We start from the raw sequence: 21,792 nt of genomic DNA, 5'->3' as shown, positions 1-21,792 counted from the left end.
GGTCACCGGTCGACGCCTCCCATCACGGGGTCGATGGACGCGACGGCGACGATGACGTCGGCGACCTGGCCGCCCTCGCACATCGCCGCCATGGCCTGCAGATTGGTGAAGGACGGGTCGCGGAAGTGGACCCGGTAGGGGCGGGTGCCTCCGTCGGACACGGCGTGCACCCCGAGCTCGCCCTTGGGCGACTCGACCGCCGCGTACGTCTGTCCCGGCGGGACGCGGAAGCCCTCGGTCACCAGCTTGAAGTGGTGGATCAGGGCCTCCATGGAGGTGCCCATGATCTTCTTGATGTGGTCGAGGGAGTTGCCGAGACCGTCGGGGCCCAGTGCGAGCTGGGCGGGCCAGGCGATCTTTTTGTCGGCGACCATGACCGGGCCGGGCTGCAGCCGGTCCAGGCACTGCTCGACGATGTGCAGCGACTGGCGCATTTCCTCCAGGCGGATCAGGAAGCGCCCGTAGGAGTCGCAGGTGTCGGCGGTCGGGATCTCGAAGTCGTACGTCTCGTAGCCGCAGTACGGCTGGGCCTTGCGCAGGTCGTGCGGCAGACCCGCGGAGCGCAGGATCGGGCCGGTGGCGCCGAGGGCCATGCAGCCGGCCAGGTCGAGGTAGCCGACGTCCTGCATACGTGCCTTGAAGATGGGGTTCCCGGTGGCGAGCTTGTCGTACTCGGGAAGGTTCTTGTGCATCTTCTTCACGAACTCGCGGATCTGGTCCACCGCGCCGGGCGGCAGGTCCTGGGCGAGTCCGCCGGGGCGGATGTACGCGTGGTTCATCCGCAGGCCGGTGATCAGTTCGTAGATGTCGAGAATGAGTTCACGATCACGGAACCCGTAGATCATGATCGTGGTGGCGCCGAGTTCCATGCCTCCGGTGGCGATGCACACCAGGTGGGAGGAGAGTCGGTTCAGCTCCATCAGGAGGACGCGGACGATCGAGGCGCGGTCGGGGATCTGGTCCTCGATGCCGAGGAGCTTCTCGACGGCGAGACAGTAGGCCGTCTCGTTGAAGAACGGCGTCAGATAGTCCATGCGCGTCACGAACGTGGTGCCCTGGGTCCACGTGCGGAACTCGAGGTTCTTCTCGATGCCGGTGTGGAGGTAGCCGATGCCGCAGCGGGCCTCGGTGACCGTCTCACCGTCGATCTCCAGGATGAGCCGGAGCACGCCGTGGGTGGACGGATGCTGCGGGCCCATGTTGACGATGATGCGTTCGTCGTCGGACTTCGCCGCGGACTGGGCGATCTCGTCCCAGTCGCCACCGGTGACCGTATATACGGTGCCCTCGGTCGTCTCCCGCGCCGCCGCGGCGGACGCGCCGGAAGAAGGGGTCTGCGTGCTCATGAGTACGACCTCCGCTGGTCCGGAGCAGGGATCTGGGCGCCCTTGTACTCGATGGGGATGCCACCGAGGGGGTAGTCCTTGCGCTGCGGGTGGCCCTGCCAGTCGTCCGGCATCATGATCCGCGTCAGTGCCGGGTGGCCGTCGAAGATCAGGCCGAAGAAGTCGTACGTCTCGCGCTCGTGCCAGTCGTTCGTCGGGTAGACGGAGACGAGCGAGGGGACGTGCGGGTCGGCGTCGGGGGCGCTGACTTCGAGGCGGATCAGCCGGTTGTGGGTGATCGAGCGCAGGTGGTAGACGGCGTGCAGCTCCCGGCCCTTGTCGCTGGGGTAGTGCACTCCGCTCACGCCCGTGCACAGTTCGAAGCGCAGGGCCGGGTCGTCGCGGAGGGTCTGGGCGACCCGGACCAGGTACTCGCGTTCGATGTGGAAGGTGAGCTCGTCGCGGTCGACGATCGTCTTCTCGATGGCGTTGTCGGGGACGAGTCCCTGTTCCTCCAGGGCGCCTTCCAGCTCGTCGGCGACCTCGTCGAACCAGCCGCCGTAGGGGCGGGTGGCCGGGCCGGGTAGCCGGACGGAGCGGACCAGGCCTCCGTAGCCGGTGGTGTCGCCACCGTTGTTGGCGCCGAACATGCCGCGCTGGACGCGGATCTCCTCACCGCCCTCGCCGCGCTGGCCGGGGAGGTTCGAGGCGCCGAGGTCCTTCTCGGGGTTCACCCCGTTGCCGTTCGCGTCGCTCACCGCAGCAGGCCCTTCATCTCAATGGTGGGGAGCGCCTTGAGCGCCGCTTCCTCCGCCTCGCGGGCCGCCTCCTCGGCGTTCACGCCGAGCTTGGAGGTCTGGATCTTCTGGTGGAGCTTGAGGATCGCGTCCATCAGCATCTCGGGGCGCGGCGGACAGCCGGGCAAATAGATGTCGACCGGGACGATGTGGTCGACGCCCTGCACAATGGCGTAGTTGTTGAACATTCCGCCCGATGAGGCACAGACCCCCATGGAGATCACCCACTTGGGGTTGGGCATCTGGTCATAGACCTGCCGGAGCACCGGCGCCATCTTCTGGCTGACGCGGCCGGCGACGATCATGAGGTCGGCCTGGCGCGGTGAGCCGCGGAAGACCTCCATGCCGAAGCGCGCGAGGTCGTAGCGGCCCGCACCGGTCGTCATCATCTCGATGGCGCAGCACGCGAGTCCGAACGTGGCGGGGAAGACGGACGCCTTACGCACCCAGCCCGCGGCCTGCTCGACGGTGGTCAGCAGGAATCCGCTCGGCAGCTTTTCTTCGAGTCCCATGTCTTAAAGGCCCCTCAGTCCCATTCCAGGCCGCCGCGCCGCCATACGTACGCGTACGCGACGAAGACGGTGAGCACGAAGAGCAGCATCTCCACGAGCCCGAAAACACCCAGGGCGTCGAAGGTGACGGCCCAGGGGTAGAGGAAGACGATCTCGATGTCGAAGACGATGAAGAGCATCGCCGTCAGGTAGTACTTGATGGGGAAGCGCCCGCCGCCGGCCGGCGTGGGGGTCGGCTCGATACCGCACTCGTAGGCCTCGAGCTTGGCCCGGTTGTATCGCTTTGGACCGATAAGCGTGGCCATGACCACGGAGAAGATCGCAAAGCCTGCCCCGAGGGCTCCCAGTACGAGGATCGGCGCATACGCGTTCACGCTCCTCGCTCCTCTCAGTCGGCACTGACTGCTGGCGGTTGCGTCAGGCAAGCACTTCTGCCCCACCCGTCCCACGAACCCCGTGCGTCCCGACGAAGATCGCGTACATGTGAAGCAGGTCACAAGCCCAACTGCCTCGCATCTTATGCCCGCCGGTCTGTGATCTGCGACACGGGGTATTGCACAAGCTTTGTGATCTCCACCACCTGACGAACGATCATGAAGTCGGATGAGCAGTGATCTTCATACGCGAAGCGTCCGTGCGATCACCAGATGTGACATTTCCGCTCGTCACCACAGGTCCGGGGCGGCGTCTCCATATCAAGAGACTTCCGACGCATGCAAATTGGTGCTGGACGCGGGGGCTTGATAGAGGACCGCGTTCACACATCAGGGGGAGGGGTGTGGACGGTGTGGACGAGCATCGGCGCGTGCATGCGTTCACGAGTACGGGGGAGTCGAGAGGTGCGCGCGAGACGCCGTGGGCCCGGCGACCGTTCCGTGACCTGTGTCACATCGACCTATGGGTCGGATAAGCCGGCCTTGGCCACAGCCTGCAACCAATGGTAGGCAGAGGGCAATTCGGACGTAATGCGGAAAGGGCATGATCACAGGCTTGATCATCTCTGTCCGGAATGCCCGTTACGGCGTCAATAAAGAGTGACGCGCCCCGGATTCGGCCGCGGATTGAACAACTGTGGCGCACCACACGTTTCTTGAAGGTATGAGGGAGTCCCTGATACCGGTTGTACCCATGTCCCACACCGCTCACATACGCAACCACCGGAAGCCCCGCCGCAACGCGTCGACGCTAGCGATGCGCGCCGGAGTTGCCGGTGGCGTTCTCAGCACCTTGGCCGTGGCCGGTGCGGCTGGTTCGGCGAACGCCGCCGAGCCCGTGACCCAGACCCTCGAACTGCCCACCCTGACGGCCGACCTGGCCACTCAGTTGGCGCAGTCCGCGGACGCCACGCAGCAGGCCGCTGCGAACTACGAGCTGCAGGCCGAGCGCGACGCGGCCGCCGCAAAGGCCGCGAAGCAGGCCAAGGCGGACCTCGCGGACGCCAAGAAGAAGGCGGAGGCCAAGAAGAAGGCCGAGGACGCGCGGAAGGCCGCGGCCGCCCAGGCCGCCTCCCGGTCGTCCACGCGGACCGTCCTGTCCAGCTCCGCGGGCTCCTCGAGTTCGACCGTCTCCGCCCCGGCCAGCGGCAGTGTCGCCACCGTCATCGCCTTCCTCAAGGCTCAGGTCGGCGACGCGTACGTGATGGGCGGTACGGGCCCCAACGCCTGGGACTGCTCCGGCCTCGTGCAGGCCGCGTTCCGGCAGGTCGGTGTCGACCTGCCGCGCGTCTCGCAGGACCAGTCGACGTCCGGTACGCCGGTTTCGCTGTCCAACATCCAGGTCGGCGACATCCTGTACTGGGGTTCGGCCGGTTCGGCGTACCACGTGGGTGTGTACATCGGTAACGGCCAGTACCTGGACGCGGCCAACCCCTCCAAGGGTGTGGTGATTCAGGACCTTTCGGGCTACCCGGCCACGGGCGCGGTGCGCGTTCTCTGAGTCGCGGGACCTGGTGAGTCGTACGGCGTGAAGGCCGCCACCCGAGTGGGTGGCGGCCTCGTCGTGCTGTCCCGGGGGGCGGGACCGCCCCCCGGAGGTCACCGGGGGTCGCCCGGGCCCCGGGCGCGACCCCGTGAGGGCGTCAGGCCTTCGGTGCCACCTTCGAGAGGCCGTTGATGATGCGGTCCATCGCGTCACCACCGGTCGGGTCCGTGAGGTTCGCGAGCATCTTGAGGGTGAACTTCATCAGGAGCGGGTGGGTCAGGCCGCGCTGGGTCGCGATCTTCATGACCTTCGGGTTGCCGATGAGCTTCACGAAGGCGCGGCCGAGGGTGTAGTAGCCGCCGTAGGTGTCCTTGAGGACGCGGGGGTAGCGCTGGAGGGCCAGTTCTCGCTGGGTGGGCGTCGAGCGGGCGTGGGCCTGCACGATGACGTCCGCGGCGATCTGGCCGGACTCCATGGCGTAGGCGATGCCCTCGCCGTTGAACGGGTTGACCAGACCACCGGCGTCGCCGACCAGCAGCAGACCCTTGGTGTAGTGCGGTTGGCGGTTGAAGGCCATGGGAAGGGCGGCACCGCGGATCGGGCCGGTCATGTTCTCCGGCGTGTAGCCCCAGTCCTCCGGCATGGACGCGCACCAGGCCTTCAGGACCTCGCGCCAGTCCAGTTCCTTGAAGGAGTTGGAGGTGTTGAGCACGCCGAGGCCGACGTTCGAGGTGCCGTCGCCCATGCCGAAGATCCAGCCGTAGCCGGGCAGCAGACGGTCCTCGGCGCCCCGGCGGTCCCACAGCTCCAGCCAGGACTCCAGGTAGTCGTCCTCGTGGCGCGGGGACGTGAAGTACGTACGGACCGCGACACCCATCGGGCGGTCCTCGCGGCGGTGCAGGCCCATCGCCAGGGACAGGCGGGTGGAGTTACCGTCGGCGGCGACGACCAGCGGCGCGTGGAAGGTGACCTCGCGCTTCTCCCCGCGTCGCCCAGCTTCGCGTGCACGCCCGTGATGCGGCCGGTGCGGTCGTCGATGATGGGGGCGCCGACATTGCAGCGCTCGTACAGCCGCGCGCCCGCCTTCTGCGCCTGCCGGGCCAGCTGCTCGTCGAAGTCGTCGCGCTTGCGGACGAGTCCGTAGTCCGGGTAGGAGGCGAGATCCGGCCAGTCCAGCTGGAGGCGGACGCCGCCGCCGATGATGCGCAGGCCCTTGTTGCGCAGCCAGCCGGCCTCTTCGGAGATGTCGATCCCCATGGAGACGAGCTGCTTGGTGGCGCGCGGGGTCAGGCCGTCACCGCAGACCTTCTCCCTCGGGAACGCGGTCTTCTCCAGGAGCAGGACGTCGAGTCCGGCCTTCGCCAGGTAGTACGCGGTCGTGGAACCGGCTGGTCCAGCCCCCACGACGATCACATCTGCGGTGTTTTCGGAGAGGGGTTGGGGCTCGGTCACGGCGGGGTCTCCCCAAGACTCGAAATCTGCGTGCTGACGGGCACTGGACATGGGCAGTCTATGCAGCGGTACTGATCACCTGGCTGAAGGGTTGCCCCGTGAACCGAGCTCTCCCCGACGTACGGCTGCGTGTCCCCACCGACGAGGACGCGTTCGCCTGGCACCGGATCTTCGCCGACCCCGAGGTCATGGAGTTCCACGGTGGGAAGGCGGCCGAACTGTCGGTGTACGAGGAGCTCACCGCACGGCAGCGCAGGCACGACGCCGAACTCGGTTTCTGTCTGTGGACCCTGGTCGACGCGGAGGGTGAGGTGCTGGGCTTCACCGGGGCGCAGCCGTGGCCGCGCGAGTGGGGGCCGAAGGGCGAGATCGAGATCGGGTGGCGGCTCGGCAGGGCGCATTGGGGCAAGGGGTACGTCACCGCCGCCGCGCTCACCACCCTGGAGCGGGTGCGCGCGGCGGGCGTCTCGGATGTCGTCGCCGTGGTCAGACCCGGCAACGAGCGCTCCATCGCCGTGACCCGACGCCTCGGCATGGAACGGGCCGAGGCCTTCACCCATCCCGCGACGGCCTCGCCCGCGCACTGCTACCGCCTCGCTCTCTGACGGCTTCCGGAAGGCCGCCTCACGGTTTATGGCAGCCACCCCGAGGGTTTCCGGCAGCCACCCGACGGCTTCCGGAAGGGCAGGGCCCGGGCTTACCCTTCCGGTACCGCTGGGGGGTGACGTCCGTGCGCCTGACACCCAAGACACCCGAAGTGCGCGTGCCGCGACTCATCGGCCTGATGGCCGTGGACGCACGCGAGACGGCCGACGCGCGAGGTGTGCTGCTCGCCGCGCCCGACCGGCCCGACTTCCATCTCACCGTCGTCGACTACGTCGTACGCCAATATCCGCCGCCCGGCTCCGAGGTGCCGCGCGGGGCCGTGGTCACCGTGTGGTTCGACCTCGGTGACGCGGAGGGCGGCGCGGGTGTGCGGGAGCCGCGACTGCCGGGTCCGCCGTCGGGCGGCATGCGCCGCGAGCTCGACGAGCCCGGGGACCCGTTCGAGGTGCTCAGGTGAGGGAGCCGCTCTCCGGAACCGGGAGCGGCAGCTCGCCCGGAGAGCGCGTCAGCCGACGCTTGCCCGGAAGAGGAGTCAGGCGGCGCCTGCCCGAGGGACGGCGCCTGCCCGGAGGACGCGTCAGGCGGCCTTGAAGCCTCGGTGCAGGGCCACCACGCCGCCTGTCAGGTTCCGCCAGGCCACCTTCGACCAGCCGGCCTTGCGCAGCTTCTCGGCGAGCTCGGGCTGGTTCGGCCAGGCGCGGATGGACTCGGCGAGATAGACGTACGCGTCGGGGTTGGAGGACACGGCACGGGCGACCGGCGGCAGTGCGCGCATCAGGTACTCGGTGTAGACCGTGCGGAACGGCGCCCAGGTGGGGTGCGAGAACTCGCAGATCACCACCCGGCCACCGGGCTTGGTCACGCGGTACAGCTCGCTCAGCGCCGTGTCGGTCTCCTGGACGTTGCGCAGGCCGAAGGAGATCGTCACCGCGTCGAAGGTGTCGTCCTTGAAGGGCAGCTTCGTCGCGTCGCCCGCGGTCAGTGGCAGCCAGGGGTGGTTCTTCTTGCCGACCCGCAGCATGCCGAGGGAGAAGTCGCAGGGCACGACGTACGCGCCGGTGCGGGCGAAGGGGAGGGACGAGGTCGCCGTACCGGCCGCCAGGTCCAGGATCTTCTGCGCGGGGCGCGCGTCGACCGCCTTCGCGACCTCCCTGCGCCACACCCGGTCCTGGCCGAGCGACAGCACGTCGTTCGTCAGGTCGTACCGTTCCGCCACGTCGTCGAACATCGAGGCGACTTCGTGCGGCTGCTTGTCCAGGGATGCGCGGGTCACGTCCCCATTGTGGCAGTAGCGGGTGCCGCTGGGTTCGAGTGGGATCAGCCCGAGCCCAACGACACCCTCTCAGGCCGGGCGACTCTGCGGCGCCCGACCCGTACGCCGGTCTCGCACGCCCCTTCAGGGGAGCAGCTTCGGCTTCTTCTTGGCGGCCACGTCCTCGACCCAGCCGACCAGCGGGATGGCGACCCAGATCAGCACCCAGCCGATGCCGAACAGGAACCACTGGCTCTCCAGCGGCAGCCACTTCTCGAAGGCCGGCACCTTCCAGAACTGGTCGATCAGCGGGACCGCGAGGACGAGGGCGATCTCGTGCCAGAGATAGATCGTCACCGCCCGCCCGTTGAAGATCGTCACGGTCCGGTCGAGCCGCTTGAAGCGGGCGAGCCAGGCGAAGTCGACGTCGTAGTACGCCTTGAAGTACATCAGCAGCGTCACGAAGCCGGCCGACCAGAAGGTCTGTGCGACGGGGACCTCGTCCAGGTCGTACGTACCGAACTCCGCCTGGTGCGCGAAGGCGTACCAGCCGCCGTACGCCAGGAGGGCGAGTGACGCCAGGATCACCAGGCCGGGCTTGAGCCGGTGGAGGACGCCCTCGCGGTGCGCGAAGCCGACCAGCCAGCAGAACAGGAAGGTGGCGAAGTCCGTCAGGCCGCTGCCGAAGCGGTTGTACGGAGGCTGCCAGGCGTACTGGAAGACCAGGATCGGAGCGAGGGAGAGGAGCAGCACCGGGAGGGGAGCCTTGCGGAAGACCTTCAGGAGCAGCGGGGACATCAGGACGAACCAGAGGTACGTCCGCAGGTACCAGAGGATCTCCCAGGCCTGGATGCCCCACTGGTTGCCCGGCGGGTCGCCGACCGGCACGATCCAGAAGACGATCTGCCAGCCCGGCATCCAGTCGTGGATCAGCATCGCCACCACGACGAAGAAGCCCCAGAACCAGAAGGGCGGCAGCAGCCGTCGCATCCGGCTCTTGACCACCTTGAGGGCGGGGCGTTCCAGGGACTTGGCCATCAGTGAGCCGGCGAGCGCGAACATCACGCCCATCGACGGGAAGACCAGGCCGGCCCAGGCCCAGCCGAAGGTGTGGTACGCCACGACACGGACCAGCGCGATGGCGCGCAACGCGTCGAAGTAGCGGTCGCGTCCGCCGCCCTTCGGCCTGGGACCGGCATCCGGTTCGGGTTCGGATCCGGGTTCTGGTTCTGGTTCTGGTTCTGGTTCTGGCACCGACCTCGGTTCCGGTGCCGGTTCCGTCCGGGGCTCGGCCTGGACCGGGTCCATCTGGACGGTGTTCGAGGCCGCCGCTTGCGGTTCTTCGGCAACGTACTGCCAGGGCTGCCCGTACTGGACGGGCTGCGCGGGCGGCCCGTATCCCTGGTCGTACTGGGGGTGTCCCTGTCCGTACGGCTGCGGCGGCACCTGCTGCCCGTACCCGTAGCCGTACCCCTGCTGCCCCTGCTGCCCCTGTTGTTCCGAGCCCCAGCTCATGTCAGCTCACTCCTGCCGGGGTCCCGACCTCACCCGTGCGCTTGAGCTTCTGCCAGCGGAGGCGGCCGCCGGTCAGGGCGGTCACGGAGGAGTGGATCAGGACGAGGTACATCATCTGGCGGTATGCGAGCTGCTGCAGCGGCAGCATCGCGAGGTAGCGGTACTTCTCGCGGTCGAGGCGGAACGCGTAGGCGGCGCAGACGAGTTGGACGACCAGCACCGCCAGCCAGGCCAGCAGTGAGGCCCAGAAGTCCACGAAGATCATCGAGTAGACGGTGAACACGTCGATGAGCGGAGCGAGGACCGGCGTGATGATCTGGAAGATCACGACGAGCGGCATGCCGATGCGGCCGAAGCGACCCGACGGGCCCTTGTCCGTCAGGGACTTGCGGTGCTTCCACAGCGCCTGCATGGTGCCGTACGACCAGCGGTAGCGCTGCGACCACAGCTGCTCCAGCGAACTCGGCGCCTCCGTCCAGGCCCTGGCGTGCTCCTGGTAGACGACCCGCCAGCCCGCACGGTGCATCGCGATGGTGATGTCGGTGTCCTCGGCGAGCGTGTCCTCGCTCATGCCCCCGACCTCGAGGACCGCGTCGCGGCGGAACGCGCCGATCGCGCCCGGGATGGTGGGCATGCAGCGCAGCAGGTCGTACATGCGGCGGTCGAGGTTGAAGCCCATCACGTACTCGATGTGCTGCCAGGCGCCGATGACGGTGTTGCGGTTGCCGACCTTGGCGTTGCCCGCGACCGCGCCGATGCCCGGGTCCGCGAAGGGCTGGACGAGTTGGTGCACGGCGTCCGGTTCGAAGACGGTGTCGCCGTCCATCATCACGACGATGTCGTCACTGGCGTTGCGGACGCCGTTGTTGAGGGCGGCCGGTTTGCCCGCGTTCTCCTGGCGGATGACCCGGACGTTGGGCAGGCCCAGCGACTCGGCGATCTCCTTGGTGCCGTCCGTGGAGCCGTCGTCGACGACGATGATCTCGATCGGATGGGTGCTCCGCGCCAGCGAGTGGAGCGTGTTGGCGATGCACTCCTTCTCGTTGTACGCGGGCACGATCACCGTCACCGGCCTGGTGACCGTCGGCCCCCAGCTGAACTTGCCGCCCTTGCCGCGCTTCCTGTTGCGCTGTCTGTAGTGGCGGCGGGCGAGGATCAGCATCATCCCGAAACGCCCCATGACGGAGACGCCGACGACCAGCAGCAGCCAGGAGAGCAGCGGCAGGACCCATTCGGCGACCGCGACCGCGTAGATGAGGGCCTTGCCCTCGTAGAGGGTCGAGCCGGTGGCCTTCTGCTGGCCGGACTGCTCGACGTCCACCTTGTTGGAGGAGTTGCTGGAGGAGGAGTCGGCGGAGCCCGAACCGGGTGCGGACTGCGCGCCGCCCGGCTGCTCGCCCAGCGCGCCGGCACCGGCCCCCGCACCCGCACCGGTCTGTCCCACCCCGGCCTCGACGGCCTGTCCGGAACCGGTGGCGTCCGTGCGGCCGGCACCGTTCGGTGCCCCGTTCAGCTTCGCCATCGCGCCGCTGACGGTGGTGAAGGAGTACCCCTTCGCCTTCATCTTCTTGATGTACGTGTCGAGCGCCTTGACCGTCTCCGAGCGGTCGCCGCCCGCGTCGTGCATGAGGACGACGGCGCCCTTGTCGTTCTTCGGCGTGGCCCACTGGACGATCTTCGAGACCCCCGGCTTCTTCCAGTCGTCGCTGTCGGTGTCGACGAAGACGCTGGTGTAGCCGAGGTTGCCGATCTCCTTGTAGACGGGCCAGCTGTAGTTGTCGACGGCGTTGATCTCCGAGGAGTACGGGGCCCGGAACAGCGTCGTCGTGATCCCCGCCGCACCCGCGAGCGCGAGCTGGGTCTGCTTCAGCTCGCGCTGGAGCCGGCCCGTGCCCTGGTAGGAGAGGTCGACGTGGGTGAAGGTGTGGATGCCGACCTCGTTGCCCTGGTCCACGAGGTCCTTCACGACGCCCGGATAGCGGGAGACCATCGAGCCGACCATGAAGAAGGTGGCCTCGATGTCGTTGTCGTCGAGCACCTTGAGGATCTGGGGAGTCCAGGTCGGGGTCGGACCGTCGTCGAAGGTGAGCACGATGGTCTTCTTCGGAACGGACCGGGTCTTGGCCGTGCCACCCGTGAACGTCAGGAGCGGACCCCCGTCGAGGATCTTCTGCGGCACCTGGTCGTAGGCCGCGCCGTCGCGCACCCGCGCGTCGTTGCCGATCTCGGAACGCAGATAGCCGTCGAGCAGCATCACGCTGGTGAGCCCCAGCAGGAGCAGCAGGGCGAGGATCACGCGCGGTTTCTGCAGCGCCGCGGCCTTGCCGGCCGCCCGCTCCATCTTGGTGGGGGCGCGCCGGCGGCCGCGTGAAGGCGTCGTCGAAGTCATGGAGGTGGGTCCGTTCCGGTCAGTTGGCGCCGGTGGAAGCGGACGCGGATGCGGCCGGGGAAGCGGCCGAGGAGGGGGCCGTGCCCGTGCGCAGGCCCGACGGTGGGGTGCCGGTCGGCCTGCCGGTGGGGGCCTCGCCGCCCTGCGGCCGAAGGTTGCCCCCGGGTGCGGAGCCGGCCTGGCCGCCGCTGAACGGGAAGAGCGAGGACGGGGTCAGCGAGGTGCCCCAGCCCATGAAGGCCATCCCGAGGACGACCGCGTAACCGAAGCAGACGGCGCCGACGAGCATGCCGAACCTGCGCAGCAGACGTGCTCTGCGCCCGGAGTTGTCAACGAACACGGGACCGTCTTCGGACGCGTTGCCGCGTTTGCGGCGGCGGCCGCGCCCTTGACTGTGGTTTTCGATGGCTGACTCGGATTGCATTCCCCGGATATTAGGGCTCCTTTATGTGGCCAATTCTCTGGTTCTCATGTGAGGCGCCCATGAAACGTGGCCCAAGCTGTCCATTCCCTGAGAGAATTCTTGAACATCCGCGCAGCTCACGGTCGATACATATTCCCCTTGTGTACCGATTCGCGGCCCGGCTTGCCCGATTCGCGTACCGCCGCTCATGGGTTTCCCATGCACTTCCTGTATTCGGGAATCACTCTCGGATGTGCCACCTTGGAACTCCCGGACCGCACTTTGTTTCGGTCCTGAGACAGAAATCACGAGAGCGGGTGCATACGCAATGAGGGGTTATCTGAGGCCGGCTGCCTGGCTCACCTGCCTGTTTGCTCTGGCGGCGGCGGGGTGCTCTTCCGGCGGTGCGGGCACCACGGACGCGGCGCCCGCGCAGACCTCCCGGGCCCCGCGGACGAGTGCGGCGCCCTCCGAGAGCGCGTCCTCCTCCAGCACCTCGTACGCGCCCTACGTGAGCGCCACGGAGGCCTCCGTGACGGACTCGACGGGGTCTCCGACCATGTACAACCTGGCCTTCGTGATCTCCGACGGCACCAACTGCACGGCCAAGTGGAACGGCACGGACGCCATCGACAAGGCCGCCGTGAAGTCCCGGATCTCGGCGCTGAAGGAGTCCGGCGCGAGTGTGCGTGTCTCGTTCGGCGGAGCGTCCGGCAAGGAGCTGGCGGAGGTCTGCGGCAGCGCGAGCGCGCTCGCGGCGGCGTACGGGGCGGCGCTCGACGCCGCCGGCTCCACCCAGGCCGACTTCGACGTCGAGGGGGACGCGCTGACCGACTCCGCGTCGGTGGCGCTGCGGTCCAAGGCGATCGCGCTGCTCCAGAAGGAGCGCGGTGACCTGAAGGTGTCCTTCACGCTGCCGGTCATGCCGTCCGGGCTGGATTCGGACAGTCTGGCGCTGCTGGAGTCCGCCAACGACAACTCCGTGAAGGTCTCCACGGTCAACATCATGACCATGAATTACGGGAGTTCGTACTCCGGGGACATGGGCGACTACGCCGAGACGTCCGCCAAGGCGACCCACGATCAAGTGCAGGACGTGTTCGGGCTGTCGAGTGCGGGGGCCTGGCAGGGGCTCGCGTTGACGTCGATGATCGGGGACAACGACGTGGCCGATGAGACGTTCGGCCTCTCGGACGCGGCGCAGGTCCGTGCGTTCGCCGAGTCGAAGAAGATCGCTTGGGTGTCGATGTGGTCGACGTTCCGGGATCAGCAGTGTTCGAGTGATGACGCCTCTTCGGACAATGCGGCCACCAATTGCAGTGGGGTTTCGCAGAGTTCGGGGGCGTTTGCGGAGGCGTTCGCCGGGTGACGGCGCATATCTGATCTGCGGGCCGGTGGGGGCTGGTCGCACAGTTTCCCGCGCCCCTGAAGGGCGCGCTCCCGTGCACGCGGCTCCAGAACTCAGCGGCGTCTGTGCACCAGGCGGCCTGCGCACACCGTCGCAAGGCACGTGCCGTCCGCGTCGAACACCGCCAAGTCGGCCCGGCCCAGGGCCACGATCGCCGCAGGCCGGGTGCGGGCCAGGACCACGACGTCGTTTCGCTGGGCCGCGGCCCGGAGTTCCGGTGTGTCGACGTGCTCCTGAAGAACCGCCACCGCACCCGACTTCAGCACCGCGTGCACACGTTCCCGTGGGGACGGCGCCTCGGGCAGTGGGCCCTCGTGGACGAGCGCCGGCCCGAGGGCCCCGGGCCAACTGCGGACCCGCGCCCCCGGAAAGCGCTCCAGCAGCACGTCCAGCGGGCCGGTGCCCGCGACCCGGTCGCCCTCCACGGCGACCGCGCCGTCCTTCAGCGGGTCCGCGTCCCAGCTGACGCGCAGCTCGTCGGCGGTGTGGATCGTCAGCACGGCGGGGCTAGTTGGAGGCGAGCAGCTTCAGCTCGGGGTGCGCCGTGCCGCCCTCGATCGCGGTGGACGAGATGTGGGACATGACGCGCTCGTCGACCGGGTCGTTCGCCGGGTCGTCGTGGACGACGATGTGCTCGTACGTCGTGGTCCGCTGGGCGGGCACGCGGCCGGCCTTGCGGATCAGGTCGATGATCTCCATGCGGTTGGAGCGGTGCTTGGCGCCGGCGGAGGAGACGACGTTCTCCTCCAGCATGATCGAGCCGAGGTCGTCCGCGCCGTAGTGCAGGGAGAGCTGGCCGACCTCCTTGCCGGTGGTGAGCCAGGAGCCCTGGATGTGGGCGATGTTGTCCATGAACAGCCGGGCGATCGCGATCATCCGCAGGTACTCGAAGAGCGTCGCCTGTGTGCGGCCCTTCAGGTGGTTGTTCTCGGGTTGGTAGGTGTACGGGATGAAGGCGCGGAAGCCGCCCGTGCGGTCCTGTACGTCACGGATCATCCGCAGGTGCTCGATGCGCTCGGCGTTGGTCTCGCCGGTGCCCATGAGCATGGTGGACGTCGACTCGACGCCCAGCCCGTGCGCGGTCTCCATGATCTCCAGCCAGCGCTCGCCGGACTCCTTGAGGGGGGCGATCGCCTTGCGGGGGCGGGCCGGGAGGAGTTCGGCACCGGCGCCCGCGAAGGAGTCGAGGCCGGCGGCGTGGATCCGCTGGATGGCCTCCTCCACACTCACCTTGGAGATGCGGGCCATGTGCTCGACCTCGGACGCGCCGAGGGAGTGGATGACCAGCTGCGGGTAGGCGGCCTTGATCGCGGCGAAGTGCTTCTCGTAGTACTCGACGCCGTAGTCCGGGTGGTGTCCGCCCTGGAACATGATCTGCGTACCGCCGAGTTCGACGGTCTCCGCGCAGCGGCGCAGGATGTCGTCGAGGTCGCGCGTCCAGCCCTTGGCGGTGTCCTTGGGAGCCGCGTAGAAGGCGCAGAACTTGCACGCCGTGACGCACACGTTCGTGTAGTTGATGTTGCGCTCGATGATGTACGTGGCGATGTGCTCGGTCCCCGCGTACCGGCGGCGGCGTACCGCGTCCGCGGCGGCGCCCAGGGCGTGCAGCGGGGCCTCGCGGTAGAGGACGAGCGCCTCTTCGGGGGTGATCCGCCCACCCGCGGCAGCACGGTCGAGGACGGCTGTGACATCAAAAGACGTGAGGTCGGCCTTCTCGGTCACCGGGAGCGTCCCTTTCGTAAGGGTTCTGGACGGACCCGGCCAGCCTACGCCAGCCACGCCCGCGGCCCGACGTCAGGCCGCGTACGCCCCGATCAGCAGCCCGACGTACGCCCCCGCGATCAGGAACGGTCCGAAGGGGATGGACGTCTTGCGCCCCGCGCGTCGCATCAGCACCAGCCCCAGCCCGTACAGGCCGCCGAACAGGAACCCGGCGAAGGTGCCGAGCACCACGGTCCCCCATCCGTACCAGCCGAGCACGGCCCCGATTCCCAGCGCGAGCTTCACGTCCCCGAAGCCCATGCCGTTGGGGTTGACGAGGAAGAGGAGGAAGTACGCGCCGCCGAGCACGAGCGATCCGAACAGCGCGGTCGGCCACTCACCCGCGTGCTCCGGTACGAGGGCCGTCACCCCCAGCAGTACGAGCGCCAGGCCCGCGAGCGGGAGGGTCAGGACGTCCGGCAGGCGCTGCACCCGGAAGTCCACGACCGCGAGCAGCACGCCGAGCGGCGCGAGCAGCAGCCAGACCGCCAGTTCGGGGCGGGCGCCGGTGGCGAGGGCGAGACCGGCGCAGCCCCCCGCGGTGGCGAGGGTGACGAGCGGGGTGCCGGTGCCGTAGCGGTACGCCGTCGGGGCGTCGCCCGGCATCCGCCCCGCCCCGTCCGGCACCCGCCCGGCGTCTTCGGGCACGCGGCCCGCATCACCGGGGCCTCGCCCCGCGTCCCCGGGCGCCGACCTCGACGTACGAACGTCACGAAGGTCCTGGACGCAGTCGGGGCAGCGGGCGAGGCCGAGCCAGCCGCCCGCGGCGCCGGTGAGGACGTGTCCGTCGGGGCACCGGGTCCGCCACGCCTCGTCCGGCTCCACCGCGAACCGGTAGGCGGCCCGCGGCACCAGCAGTCCCGCCGCCGCGCCCCAGAGGGCGGCGAGGACGGTCAGCCACAGCGGCCGGACGGACCAGAGTTCGGGGTCCACGGCTACTCGGCCTTCGACATGCGCGCCACCGGATCGCCCGCGTCCGCGTTGTCCGTCTCGTACTTGAGGTCGCCCCCGGCGGGGATCAGCCGCACCTCGTGGCTGCCGGTAGTACAGGTGCCGGGGTTGGACGTCTTGGCGATGCTCGTCGCGGTGAGCTGTGTGTCCGTGACCTTCTTCAGGACGAGTACGTCGTCACAGGTGCCGCCGATCAGATCGGTCGACCGGAACGTGCCCAACTCCTTGCCCACGGCGGCCTGGTGGAGGGTGACCCGGAACGTGCCCGCGGGCAGCTTCCCGTTCAGCGCGTAGGCGTCGCCCGACCAGGTGCCGAGGTAGTGCGCGGGCACGGAGGCGAGCGTCGCGCCGGCCGAACCGGCGGCGCTCGGTGTCGCCGCCGGAGGGCTGGCCGCGGAATCGGAGCCGCTGGAGGCCGAGTTGTCGTCACCGCCGCCCGGGAGCAGATGGAACATGAACACCGAGCCCACCGTCACCGCGGCCAGCGCTCCCGCCACGGCCAGCGCGAGCGTGCAACTCATCCTGCGGCCACGACCGTTCGCACCGGGGGCCGAGGTCGCGGCCATGCTGACGGAGAGCTTGCCCGGGTGATCCTCCCGGTGCTCTCGCCGGTCCTGGCGGCCGGGGTCGGCCGCGGGCGTGCTCGGGTGGACCGTCGGCGCCGCGACCGCGTCCTGGACATCGCGCTGCCCCGGAACGTACGTCGGCATGGCGTACGGCGGCATGGTCGGCGGCGGACCGAACACCCCGTCGGGCGGCGGCGTCCCGGCCCCGGAGTCCGTGCCCACCGAAGGACTGCTGAACCCCACCGGCCCGGACGGCGTCACCTCCGCCGCCTCCAGGTTCAGCAGCTGCACCGCGCTGCGGCTGACCTGCTCCACCAGGGGCCCCGGCAGCCACCCGGCGGTCACCAGCCGGGCCGCCCCCTCGGGGGCCAGGCGTCCGGCCACCTCACCCGGGGTCGGCCGCCCCGCCGGGTCCTTGCCGAGGCAGGCGGCCACGAGTTCTCGTAGCTCTCCGTCCAGGGAGCCGAGCCGGGGTTCCTCGTGCACCACCTTGTAGAGGAGGGCGGCCGAGGAGTCACCGGGGAACGGGGACTCGCCCGTCGCCGCGTACACCAGCACCGCGCCCAGGGAGAAGACGTCCGCCGCGCCCGTGACCCCCTTGCCGAGGATCTGCTCGGGTGACATGTAACCGGGGGAGCCGACGGAGACGCCCGTCGAGGTGAGCGAGGCGGTGCCGTCGGTGGCCCGGGCGATGCCGAAGTCGATGAGGAGGGGGCCGTCGAGGGTGAGCAGGACGTTGGAGGGCTTGACGTCACGGTGGACGAGGCCCAGTGCGTGGACCGCCGTGAGGGCCTCGGCCAGGCCCGCGCCCAGCACCCGTACCGAAGGCGCCGGAAGCGGACCGCCCGCGTCCGCGACCGCGGCGGCGAGCGAGGGACCGGCCGCGTAGCCGGTCGCGACCCACGGCACGGACGCCTCCGGATCCGCGTCGAGGACCGGGGCCGTCCACGCGCCGCCCACCCGTCGCGCGGCCTCGACCTCGCGGCGGAAGCGGGCGCGGAACTCCTCGTCGAGCGCGAAGTGCGGGTGCACGATCTTGACCGCGACCGTCCGCCCGCCCGCGCTGCGGCCCAGGTACACCCGCCCCATGCCGCCGGAGCCCAGCCGGCCGAGCAGCCGGTAGGGCCCCACGACCGTGGGTTCATCCACTCCGAGCGGCTGCATGGCGCTCCCACCTCCCCCGTACGCACGGACGCACTGCCCAGCAGGGTAGTTCCGTACGCCCCCGCGGGGTCCCGAACACCCCCCGCGGGTTCACAACGTCCCCGCGGTCTCAGGGAGTCAGCAGTTCGACCTTCACGTCCGTCGGGAAGCCGGTGGTCGAGCCGACCCGTCGGGCGAACTCCTGTACGGCCGCGAGCTGCGGGCCGCCGAAGCGGAAGTCGAGCGTGGTGAAGTACTGCTCCAGGGTCCGCTCGTCGAAGGCCTCCCAGCGGGCCGCCTGCTCGGCGACCTTGGAGACCTCGTCCAGCGAGAGGTCCCGGGAGGCGAGGAAGGCCTCGTGCACCTTGCGGGTGACGACGGGCTCGCGCTCCAGGTAGTCGCGGCGGGCCGCCCACACGGCGAAGACGAACGGCAGGCCCGTCCACTGCTTCCACAGCGTTCCGAGGTCGTGCACCTCCAGACCGAACTTCGGCCCGTCGAGGAGGTTGGCCCGCAGTGCCGCGTCACCGATGAGGACGGCGGCGTCGGCCTCCTGCATCATCAGGCTGAGGTCGGGCGGGCACGTGTAGTAGGACGGCTGGACACCCACGCTCTCGGCCAGCAGCAGCTGCGCAAGCCGAACGGATGTACGAGAGGTGGAGCCGAGGGCGACCCGGGCGCCGTCCAGCTGGTCCAGCGGGACCTGCGAGACGATCACACAGGACATCACCGGACCGTCGCAGCCGACCGCGATGTCCGGGAAGGCGACCAGCTCGTCGGCGTGCTTGAGGAACTCGACGAGCGTGATGGGCCCGATGTCGAGGTCCCCCTGCACCAGCTTCTCGCTGAGCTTCTCCGGGGTGTCCTTGGTGAGCTCGAAGTCGAGGAGCGTGCCCGTTCTCGCGAGCCCCCAGTAGAGGGGCAGGCAGTTCAGGAACTGGATGTGGCCGACGCGCGGCCGGGTGCGGTAATTGTCCACATCGCGAGGCTAGACCCCATGGAGTACCGTGCAGTCTCCAGGGTCCCCGCGTGGTTTCAGAAACCCTTCCGCCCCCTTGTGTCAACCCTTGCGACAGCGAGTCGACACCACCCTCGTCAACCCATCCGCCATGCGGGTCAAACATCCGGGTGACGTGATCTTGCCCCCTATTGCTTTCGGCTGCCTGCGTGCTAGGCTCGCCGCAAGTTGCAGTTTGGTTTCCCTTGCAGTACAGAGCCTGCGGAGCATGTGACCGCGGGCTCTCGTCGTTTTCAGACGTATGCAGTTGTTTACACAATCGCAGGTTCTGGAGCAGGGCAACCCTTTGGGCCCAAGGAGGGCTTATGGCTACCGGAACCGTGAAGTGGTTCAACGCCGAAAAGGGCTTTGGTTTCATCGCCCAGGAAGGCGGCGGCCCGGACGTCTTCGTCCACTACTCCGCGATCAACGCGAGCGGATTCCGCTCTCTCGAAGAGAACCAGTCGGTTTCCTTCGACGTCACGCAGGGTCCGAAGGGCCCGCAGGCGGAGAACGTCACCCCGATCTGAGTCTGCGGGCTTCATGAGCCCAATGCTTTGATCCGGAACGGATCGCAGTACCCAAGGAGCCCCGCGCCAGCCGGTCGCGGGGCTCCTGCCTTGTCCTCCCCTGTCCTCTCCTGTCGGCGGTGCGTTCCTACCGCACGTACAGCTCCTCGATCTCCTTGCTGAAGTCACGTTCGATCGCCGCCCGCCTCAGCTTCATGGTGGGGGTCACGTGACCCGCCAGTTCCGTGAAGTCTCCCGGGAGGACGGCGAAGCGGCGGATGGACTCGGGGCGGGAGACGAGTTTGTTGGCCTCGTCGATCGCGCGCTGGAGGATGACGTTCAGCTCCGGGTCGTCCGTGAGGAGCTCCGGCGGGACGGGGTGCTTGCCGATCATCTGGCGCCAGTGGGTGACGCCGTCCTGGTCCAGGGTGATGAGGGCGGTGACGTAGGGGCGGCGGTCGCCGAGGACGATGCACTGGGCGATCAGCGGATGCGAGCGGAGCCAGTTCTCCAGGGGCGCGGGGGCAACGCTCTTGCCGCCCGCGGTGATCAGGATCTCCTTCTTGCGGCCCGTGATGGTGAGGTAGCCCCCGTCGTCCAGTTCGCCGATGTCACCGGTCGCGAACCAGCCGTCCGGCGCCGCGTCGACGACGCCGCCCGCGTTCGGGTCCCAGTAGCCGCGGAAGATCTGTTCGCCGCCCAGCAGGATCTCGCCGTCCCCGGCTATCCGTACCCGGGTGCCCGGCAGCGGCCAGCCCACCGTGCCCAGTCGGGGTTTGAGCGGGGGCGTGACGGTCGCGGCGGCGGTGGCCTCCGTCAGGCCGTACCCCTCGAAGATCTCGATGCCGGCACCCGCGTAGAACGCGGCGAGACGGCGGCCCAGCGGGGAGCCGCCGCAGATCGCGTAGCGGACCTTGCCACCCAGCGCGTTGCGGATCCGGCGGTAGACCAAGGGGTCGTAGAGGGCGCGGGCGGCGCGCAGGGAGCGCGAGGGACCCGGCCCGGTGCCGTGCTGCTTGGCCTCGATCGCCTCGCCGTAGCTGCACGCGATGCGCGCGGCGCGGTCGAAGGAGGACCCGCGGCCCATCTTCTCGGCCGTGGCCCGGCCGGTGTTGAACACCTTCTCCAGGACATAGGGGATGGCCAGCAGGAAGGTGGGTCGGAAGCTCGCCAGGTCCGCGAGCAGGTCCTCGGTACTCAGGCTCGGCGCATGGCCCAGGCGCACCCGGGCGCGCAGACAGGCGACCGCGACCATCCGCCCGAAGACATGGGAGAGGGGGAGGAAGAGGAGCATCGACGCGGCGTCCGAGGTCTGCGCCTTGAAGATCGGATAGAGCAGTTCGATCGCGTTGTCGATCTCGGCGAAGAAGTTGCCGTGGGTGAGTGCGCAGCCCTTGGGGCGGCCGGTGGTGCCCGAGGTGTAGATGAGGGTGGCGAGCGTGTCGGGGCCGAGCACCCCGCGGCGCACGGCGACCTCCTGGTCCGGGATGTCCTGGCCCAGCTCGGCCAGCCGCTCCAGGTGTCCCTTCTCGAAGACCCACATGTGCCGCAGGTCGGGGATCCGGTCGCGTTCCGGGCCGAGCGAGGACGCCTGCGCCACCGTCTCCGTGGCGAGGGCGACGGCTCCCGAGTCCTGGAGGATCCAGCGGACCTGGAAGACGGAGGAGGTGGGGTAGACGGGGACGGTGACCAGGCCCGCCGCCCAGGCCGCGAAGTCCAGGAGCGTCCACTCGTACGTCGTCCGCGCCATGATCGCGATGCGGTCGCCGGGTGCCAGGCCCTCGGCGATCAGGCCCTTCGCCACCGCCAGCACCTGCGCGGCGAACTCGGTGGCGGTCACGTCCTCCCAGGCGCCGTCGGCGTTCTTCCTGCTGAGGACCGCCGCGTTCGGGGCCACGGCCGCGTTGTCGAACGGGATGTCCGCGAGCGAGCCGTGGGTCACCTGACCGACGAGGGGTGGCACGGACACCTCGCGCACCACTCCGTCCAGCCGCCTGATCTCGGGCTCCACGAGGGAGGGTGGGGAGTCGTACGGGCTGGGCTGGGTGGACATGGAGCGGCTCCTTGGCTACCAGGACCCGGTCGGTATGAGGCGGGTTGGGGGCGCAAAGCCTCATACGTGCCTGGGGCGTGGGGGGTTCATGCGAGTTTCAACAAGGCAGGGGTGACCGGGATCGTACGGGGCTGGGGTGTGGGGTTTGTGGGTGTCTGGGGCGGGCGGGGTGCGAGTTACCTCCGGTACGGGGTCTCGGGTGCGGGTGGTTTTTCAGGTGCGGGCCGGTGGGG

Annotated in this window: 19 protein-coding genes and 1 pseudogene; 5 read left to right on the top strand and 15 right to left on the bottom strand. The window is 69.1% G+C overall.

The features are described from left to right. Positions 1–2: 2 nt before the first annotated feature. Genes AAFF41_RS27730 through AAFF41_RS27715 form a run of 4 tightly spaced genes read right to left on the bottom strand, consistent with a single transcriptional unit; the run spans position 3 to position 3,008 of the window. The gene (locus tag AAFF41_RS27730; RefSeq protein WP_319750072.1) at positions 3–1,346 is read right to left on the bottom strand and encodes an NADH-quinone oxidoreductase subunit D; all 1,344 of its coding nucleotides are present in this window, start codon (positions 1,344–1,346) and stop codon (positions 3–5) included. Continuing rightward, positions 1,343–2,083, bottom strand: a complete 741-nt coding sequence (locus AAFF41_RS27725) for an NADH-quinone oxidoreductase subunit C (protein WP_060901540.1) — start codon at positions 2,081–2,083, stop codon at positions 1,343–1,345. The genes AAFF41_RS27730 and AAFF41_RS27725 overlap by 4 nt, the downstream gene beginning before the upstream one ends. Beyond that, complete coding sequence (locus AAFF41_RS27720; RefSeq protein WP_003998928.1) at positions 2,080–2,634, bottom strand: NuoB/complex I 20 kDa subunit family protein; 555 nt, start codon at positions 2,632–2,634, stop codon at positions 2,080–2,082. Before AAFF41_RS27720 ends, AAFF41_RS27725 begins: the two co-directional genes overlap by 4 nt. Positions 2,635–2,648: 14 nt before the next feature. After that, positions 2,649–3,008, bottom strand: coding sequence for an NADH-quinone oxidoreductase subunit A (locus AAFF41_RS27715; protein ID WP_007383963.1), 360 nt, complete (start codon positions 3,006–3,008; stop codon positions 2,649–2,651). Positions 3,009–3,732: 724 nt separating this feature from the next. Here AAFF41_RS27715 and AAFF41_RS27710 point away from each other — a divergent pair. Further along, complete coding sequence (locus tag AAFF41_RS27710) at positions 3,733–4,569, top strand: C40 family peptidase (RefSeq protein WP_060901541.1); 837 nt, start codon at positions 3,733–3,735, stop codon at positions 4,567–4,569. A 142-nt stretch (positions 4,570–4,711) separates the two neighbouring features. Here the strand turns inward: AAFF41_RS27710 and AAFF41_RS27705 are convergent. After that, positions 4,712–6,006 (bottom strand): annotated as a pseudogene (locus AAFF41_RS27705) (geranylgeranyl reductase family protein). Between the two features lie 98 nt (positions 6,007–6,104). Between AAFF41_RS27705 and AAFF41_RS27700 the strand changes: the two are divergent. Both AAFF41_RS27700 and AAFF41_RS27695 read left to right on the top strand, forming a co-directional pair. Continuing rightward, positions 6,105–6,611: a GNAT family N-acetyltransferase gene (locus AAFF41_RS27700; RefSeq protein WP_319750070.1), complete on the top strand. Its 507-nt coding sequence runs from the start codon at positions 6,105–6,107 to the stop codon at positions 6,609–6,611. A gap of 125 nt (positions 6,612–6,736) precedes the next feature. After that, positions 6,737–7,069, top strand: a complete 333-nt coding sequence (locus tag AAFF41_RS27695) for a PASTA domain-containing protein (RefSeq protein WP_054232190.1) — start codon at positions 6,737–6,739, stop codon at positions 7,067–7,069. Positions 7,070–7,189: 120 nt separating this feature from the next. Here AAFF41_RS27695 and AAFF41_RS27690 read toward each other — a convergent pair whose 3' ends face one another. The 4 genes from AAFF41_RS27690 to AAFF41_RS27675 all read right to left on the bottom strand — a co-directional run bounded on the left by AAFF41_RS27690 (position 7,190) and on the right by AAFF41_RS27675 (position 12,108). Further along, a complete protein-coding gene (locus tag AAFF41_RS27690; protein ID WP_054232146.1) occupies positions 7,190–7,885 on the bottom strand; it encodes a demethylmenaquinone methyltransferase in 696 nt (231 codons plus the stop codon). A 123-nt stretch (positions 7,886–8,008) separates the two neighbouring features. Then, a complete protein-coding gene (locus AAFF41_RS27685; protein ID WP_343324788.1) occupies positions 8,009–9,379 on the bottom strand; it encodes an acyltransferase family protein in 1,371 nt (456 codons plus the stop codon). Position 9,380: 1 nt separating this feature from the next. Further along, a complete protein-coding gene (locus AAFF41_RS27680; RefSeq protein WP_343324787.1) occupies positions 9,381–11,768 on the bottom strand; it encodes a bifunctional polysaccharide deacetylase/glycosyltransferase family 2 protein in 2,388 nt (795 codons plus the stop codon). A gap of 19 nt (positions 11,769–11,787) precedes the next feature. Further along, positions 11,788–12,108, bottom strand: coding sequence for a hypothetical protein (locus AAFF41_RS27675; protein ID WP_308314074.1), 321 nt, complete (start codon positions 12,106–12,108; stop codon positions 11,788–11,790). 391 nt (positions 12,109–12,499) lie between these two features. Between AAFF41_RS27675 and AAFF41_RS27670 the strand changes: the two genes are divergently transcribed. Further along, entirely contained in the window at positions 12,500–13,540 is a 1,041-nt protein-coding gene (locus tag AAFF41_RS27670; protein ID WP_343324786.1) for a chitinase, read from the top strand. Positions 13,541–13,632: 92 nt separating this feature from the next. On the opposite strand, the gene AAFF41_RS27665 is transcribed toward AAFF41_RS27670, so the two are convergent. The 5 genes from AAFF41_RS27665 to AAFF41_RS27645 form a co-directional block, all read right to left on the bottom strand. Continuing rightward, positions 13,633–14,079, bottom strand: a complete 447-nt coding sequence (locus tag AAFF41_RS27665) for an imidazolonepropionase-like domain-containing protein (protein ID WP_343324785.1) — start codon at positions 14,077–14,079, stop codon at positions 13,633–13,635. A gap of 7 nt (positions 14,080–14,086) precedes the next feature. Further along, positions 14,087–15,301, bottom strand: coding sequence for a cyclic dehypoxanthinyl futalosine synthase (mqnC, locus tag AAFF41_RS27660; protein ID WP_319750062.1), 1,215 nt, complete (start codon positions 15,299–15,301; stop codon positions 14,087–14,089). Between the two features lie 72 nt (positions 15,302–15,373). After that, positions 15,374–16,273, bottom strand: a complete 900-nt coding sequence (locus tag AAFF41_RS27655) for a prepilin peptidase (RefSeq protein ID WP_343324784.1) — start codon at positions 16,271–16,273, stop codon at positions 15,374–15,376. Between the two features lie 2 nt (positions 16,274–16,275). Beyond that, positions 16,276–18,021 carry a serine/threonine-protein kinase gene (locus AAFF41_RS27650; RefSeq protein ID WP_343324783.1) on the bottom strand — a complete coding sequence of 582 codons (1,746 nt, stop codon included), beginning with the start codon at positions 18,019–18,021 and terminating at the stop codon, positions 16,276–16,278. A 109-nt stretch (positions 18,022–18,130) separates the two neighbouring features. Beyond that, entirely contained in the window at positions 18,131–18,979 is an 849-nt protein-coding gene (locus AAFF41_RS27645; protein ID WP_054232137.1) for a menaquinone biosynthetic enzyme MqnA/MqnD family protein, read from the bottom strand. 344 nt (positions 18,980–19,323) lie between these two features. Here AAFF41_RS27645 and AAFF41_RS27640 point away from each other — a divergent pair, with 344 nt between their 5' ends. Continuing rightward, entirely contained in the window at positions 19,324–19,527 is a 204-nt protein-coding gene (locus AAFF41_RS27640) for a cold-shock protein (protein WP_028805073.1), read from the top strand. Positions 19,528–19,654: 127 nt separating this feature from the next. On the opposite strand, the gene AAFF41_RS27635 is transcribed toward AAFF41_RS27640, so the two are convergent. Further along, positions 19,655–21,559, bottom strand: coding sequence for an AMP-dependent synthetase/ligase (locus AAFF41_RS27635; RefSeq protein WP_319750059.1), 1,905 nt, complete (start codon positions 21,557–21,559; stop codon positions 19,655–19,657). Positions 21,560–21,792: the final 233 nt, after the last annotated feature.

The organism is Streptomyces mirabilis, assembly GCF_039503195.1.
In the GTDB taxonomy this organism is placed as follows: Bacteria; Actinomycetota; Actinomycetes; order Streptomycetales; family Streptomycetaceae; genus Streptomyces; species Streptomyces mirabilis_D.
The sequence above is the reverse complement of the archived record's forward strand: the minus strand, read 5'-3'. Positions and strand labels throughout refer to the sequence as shown.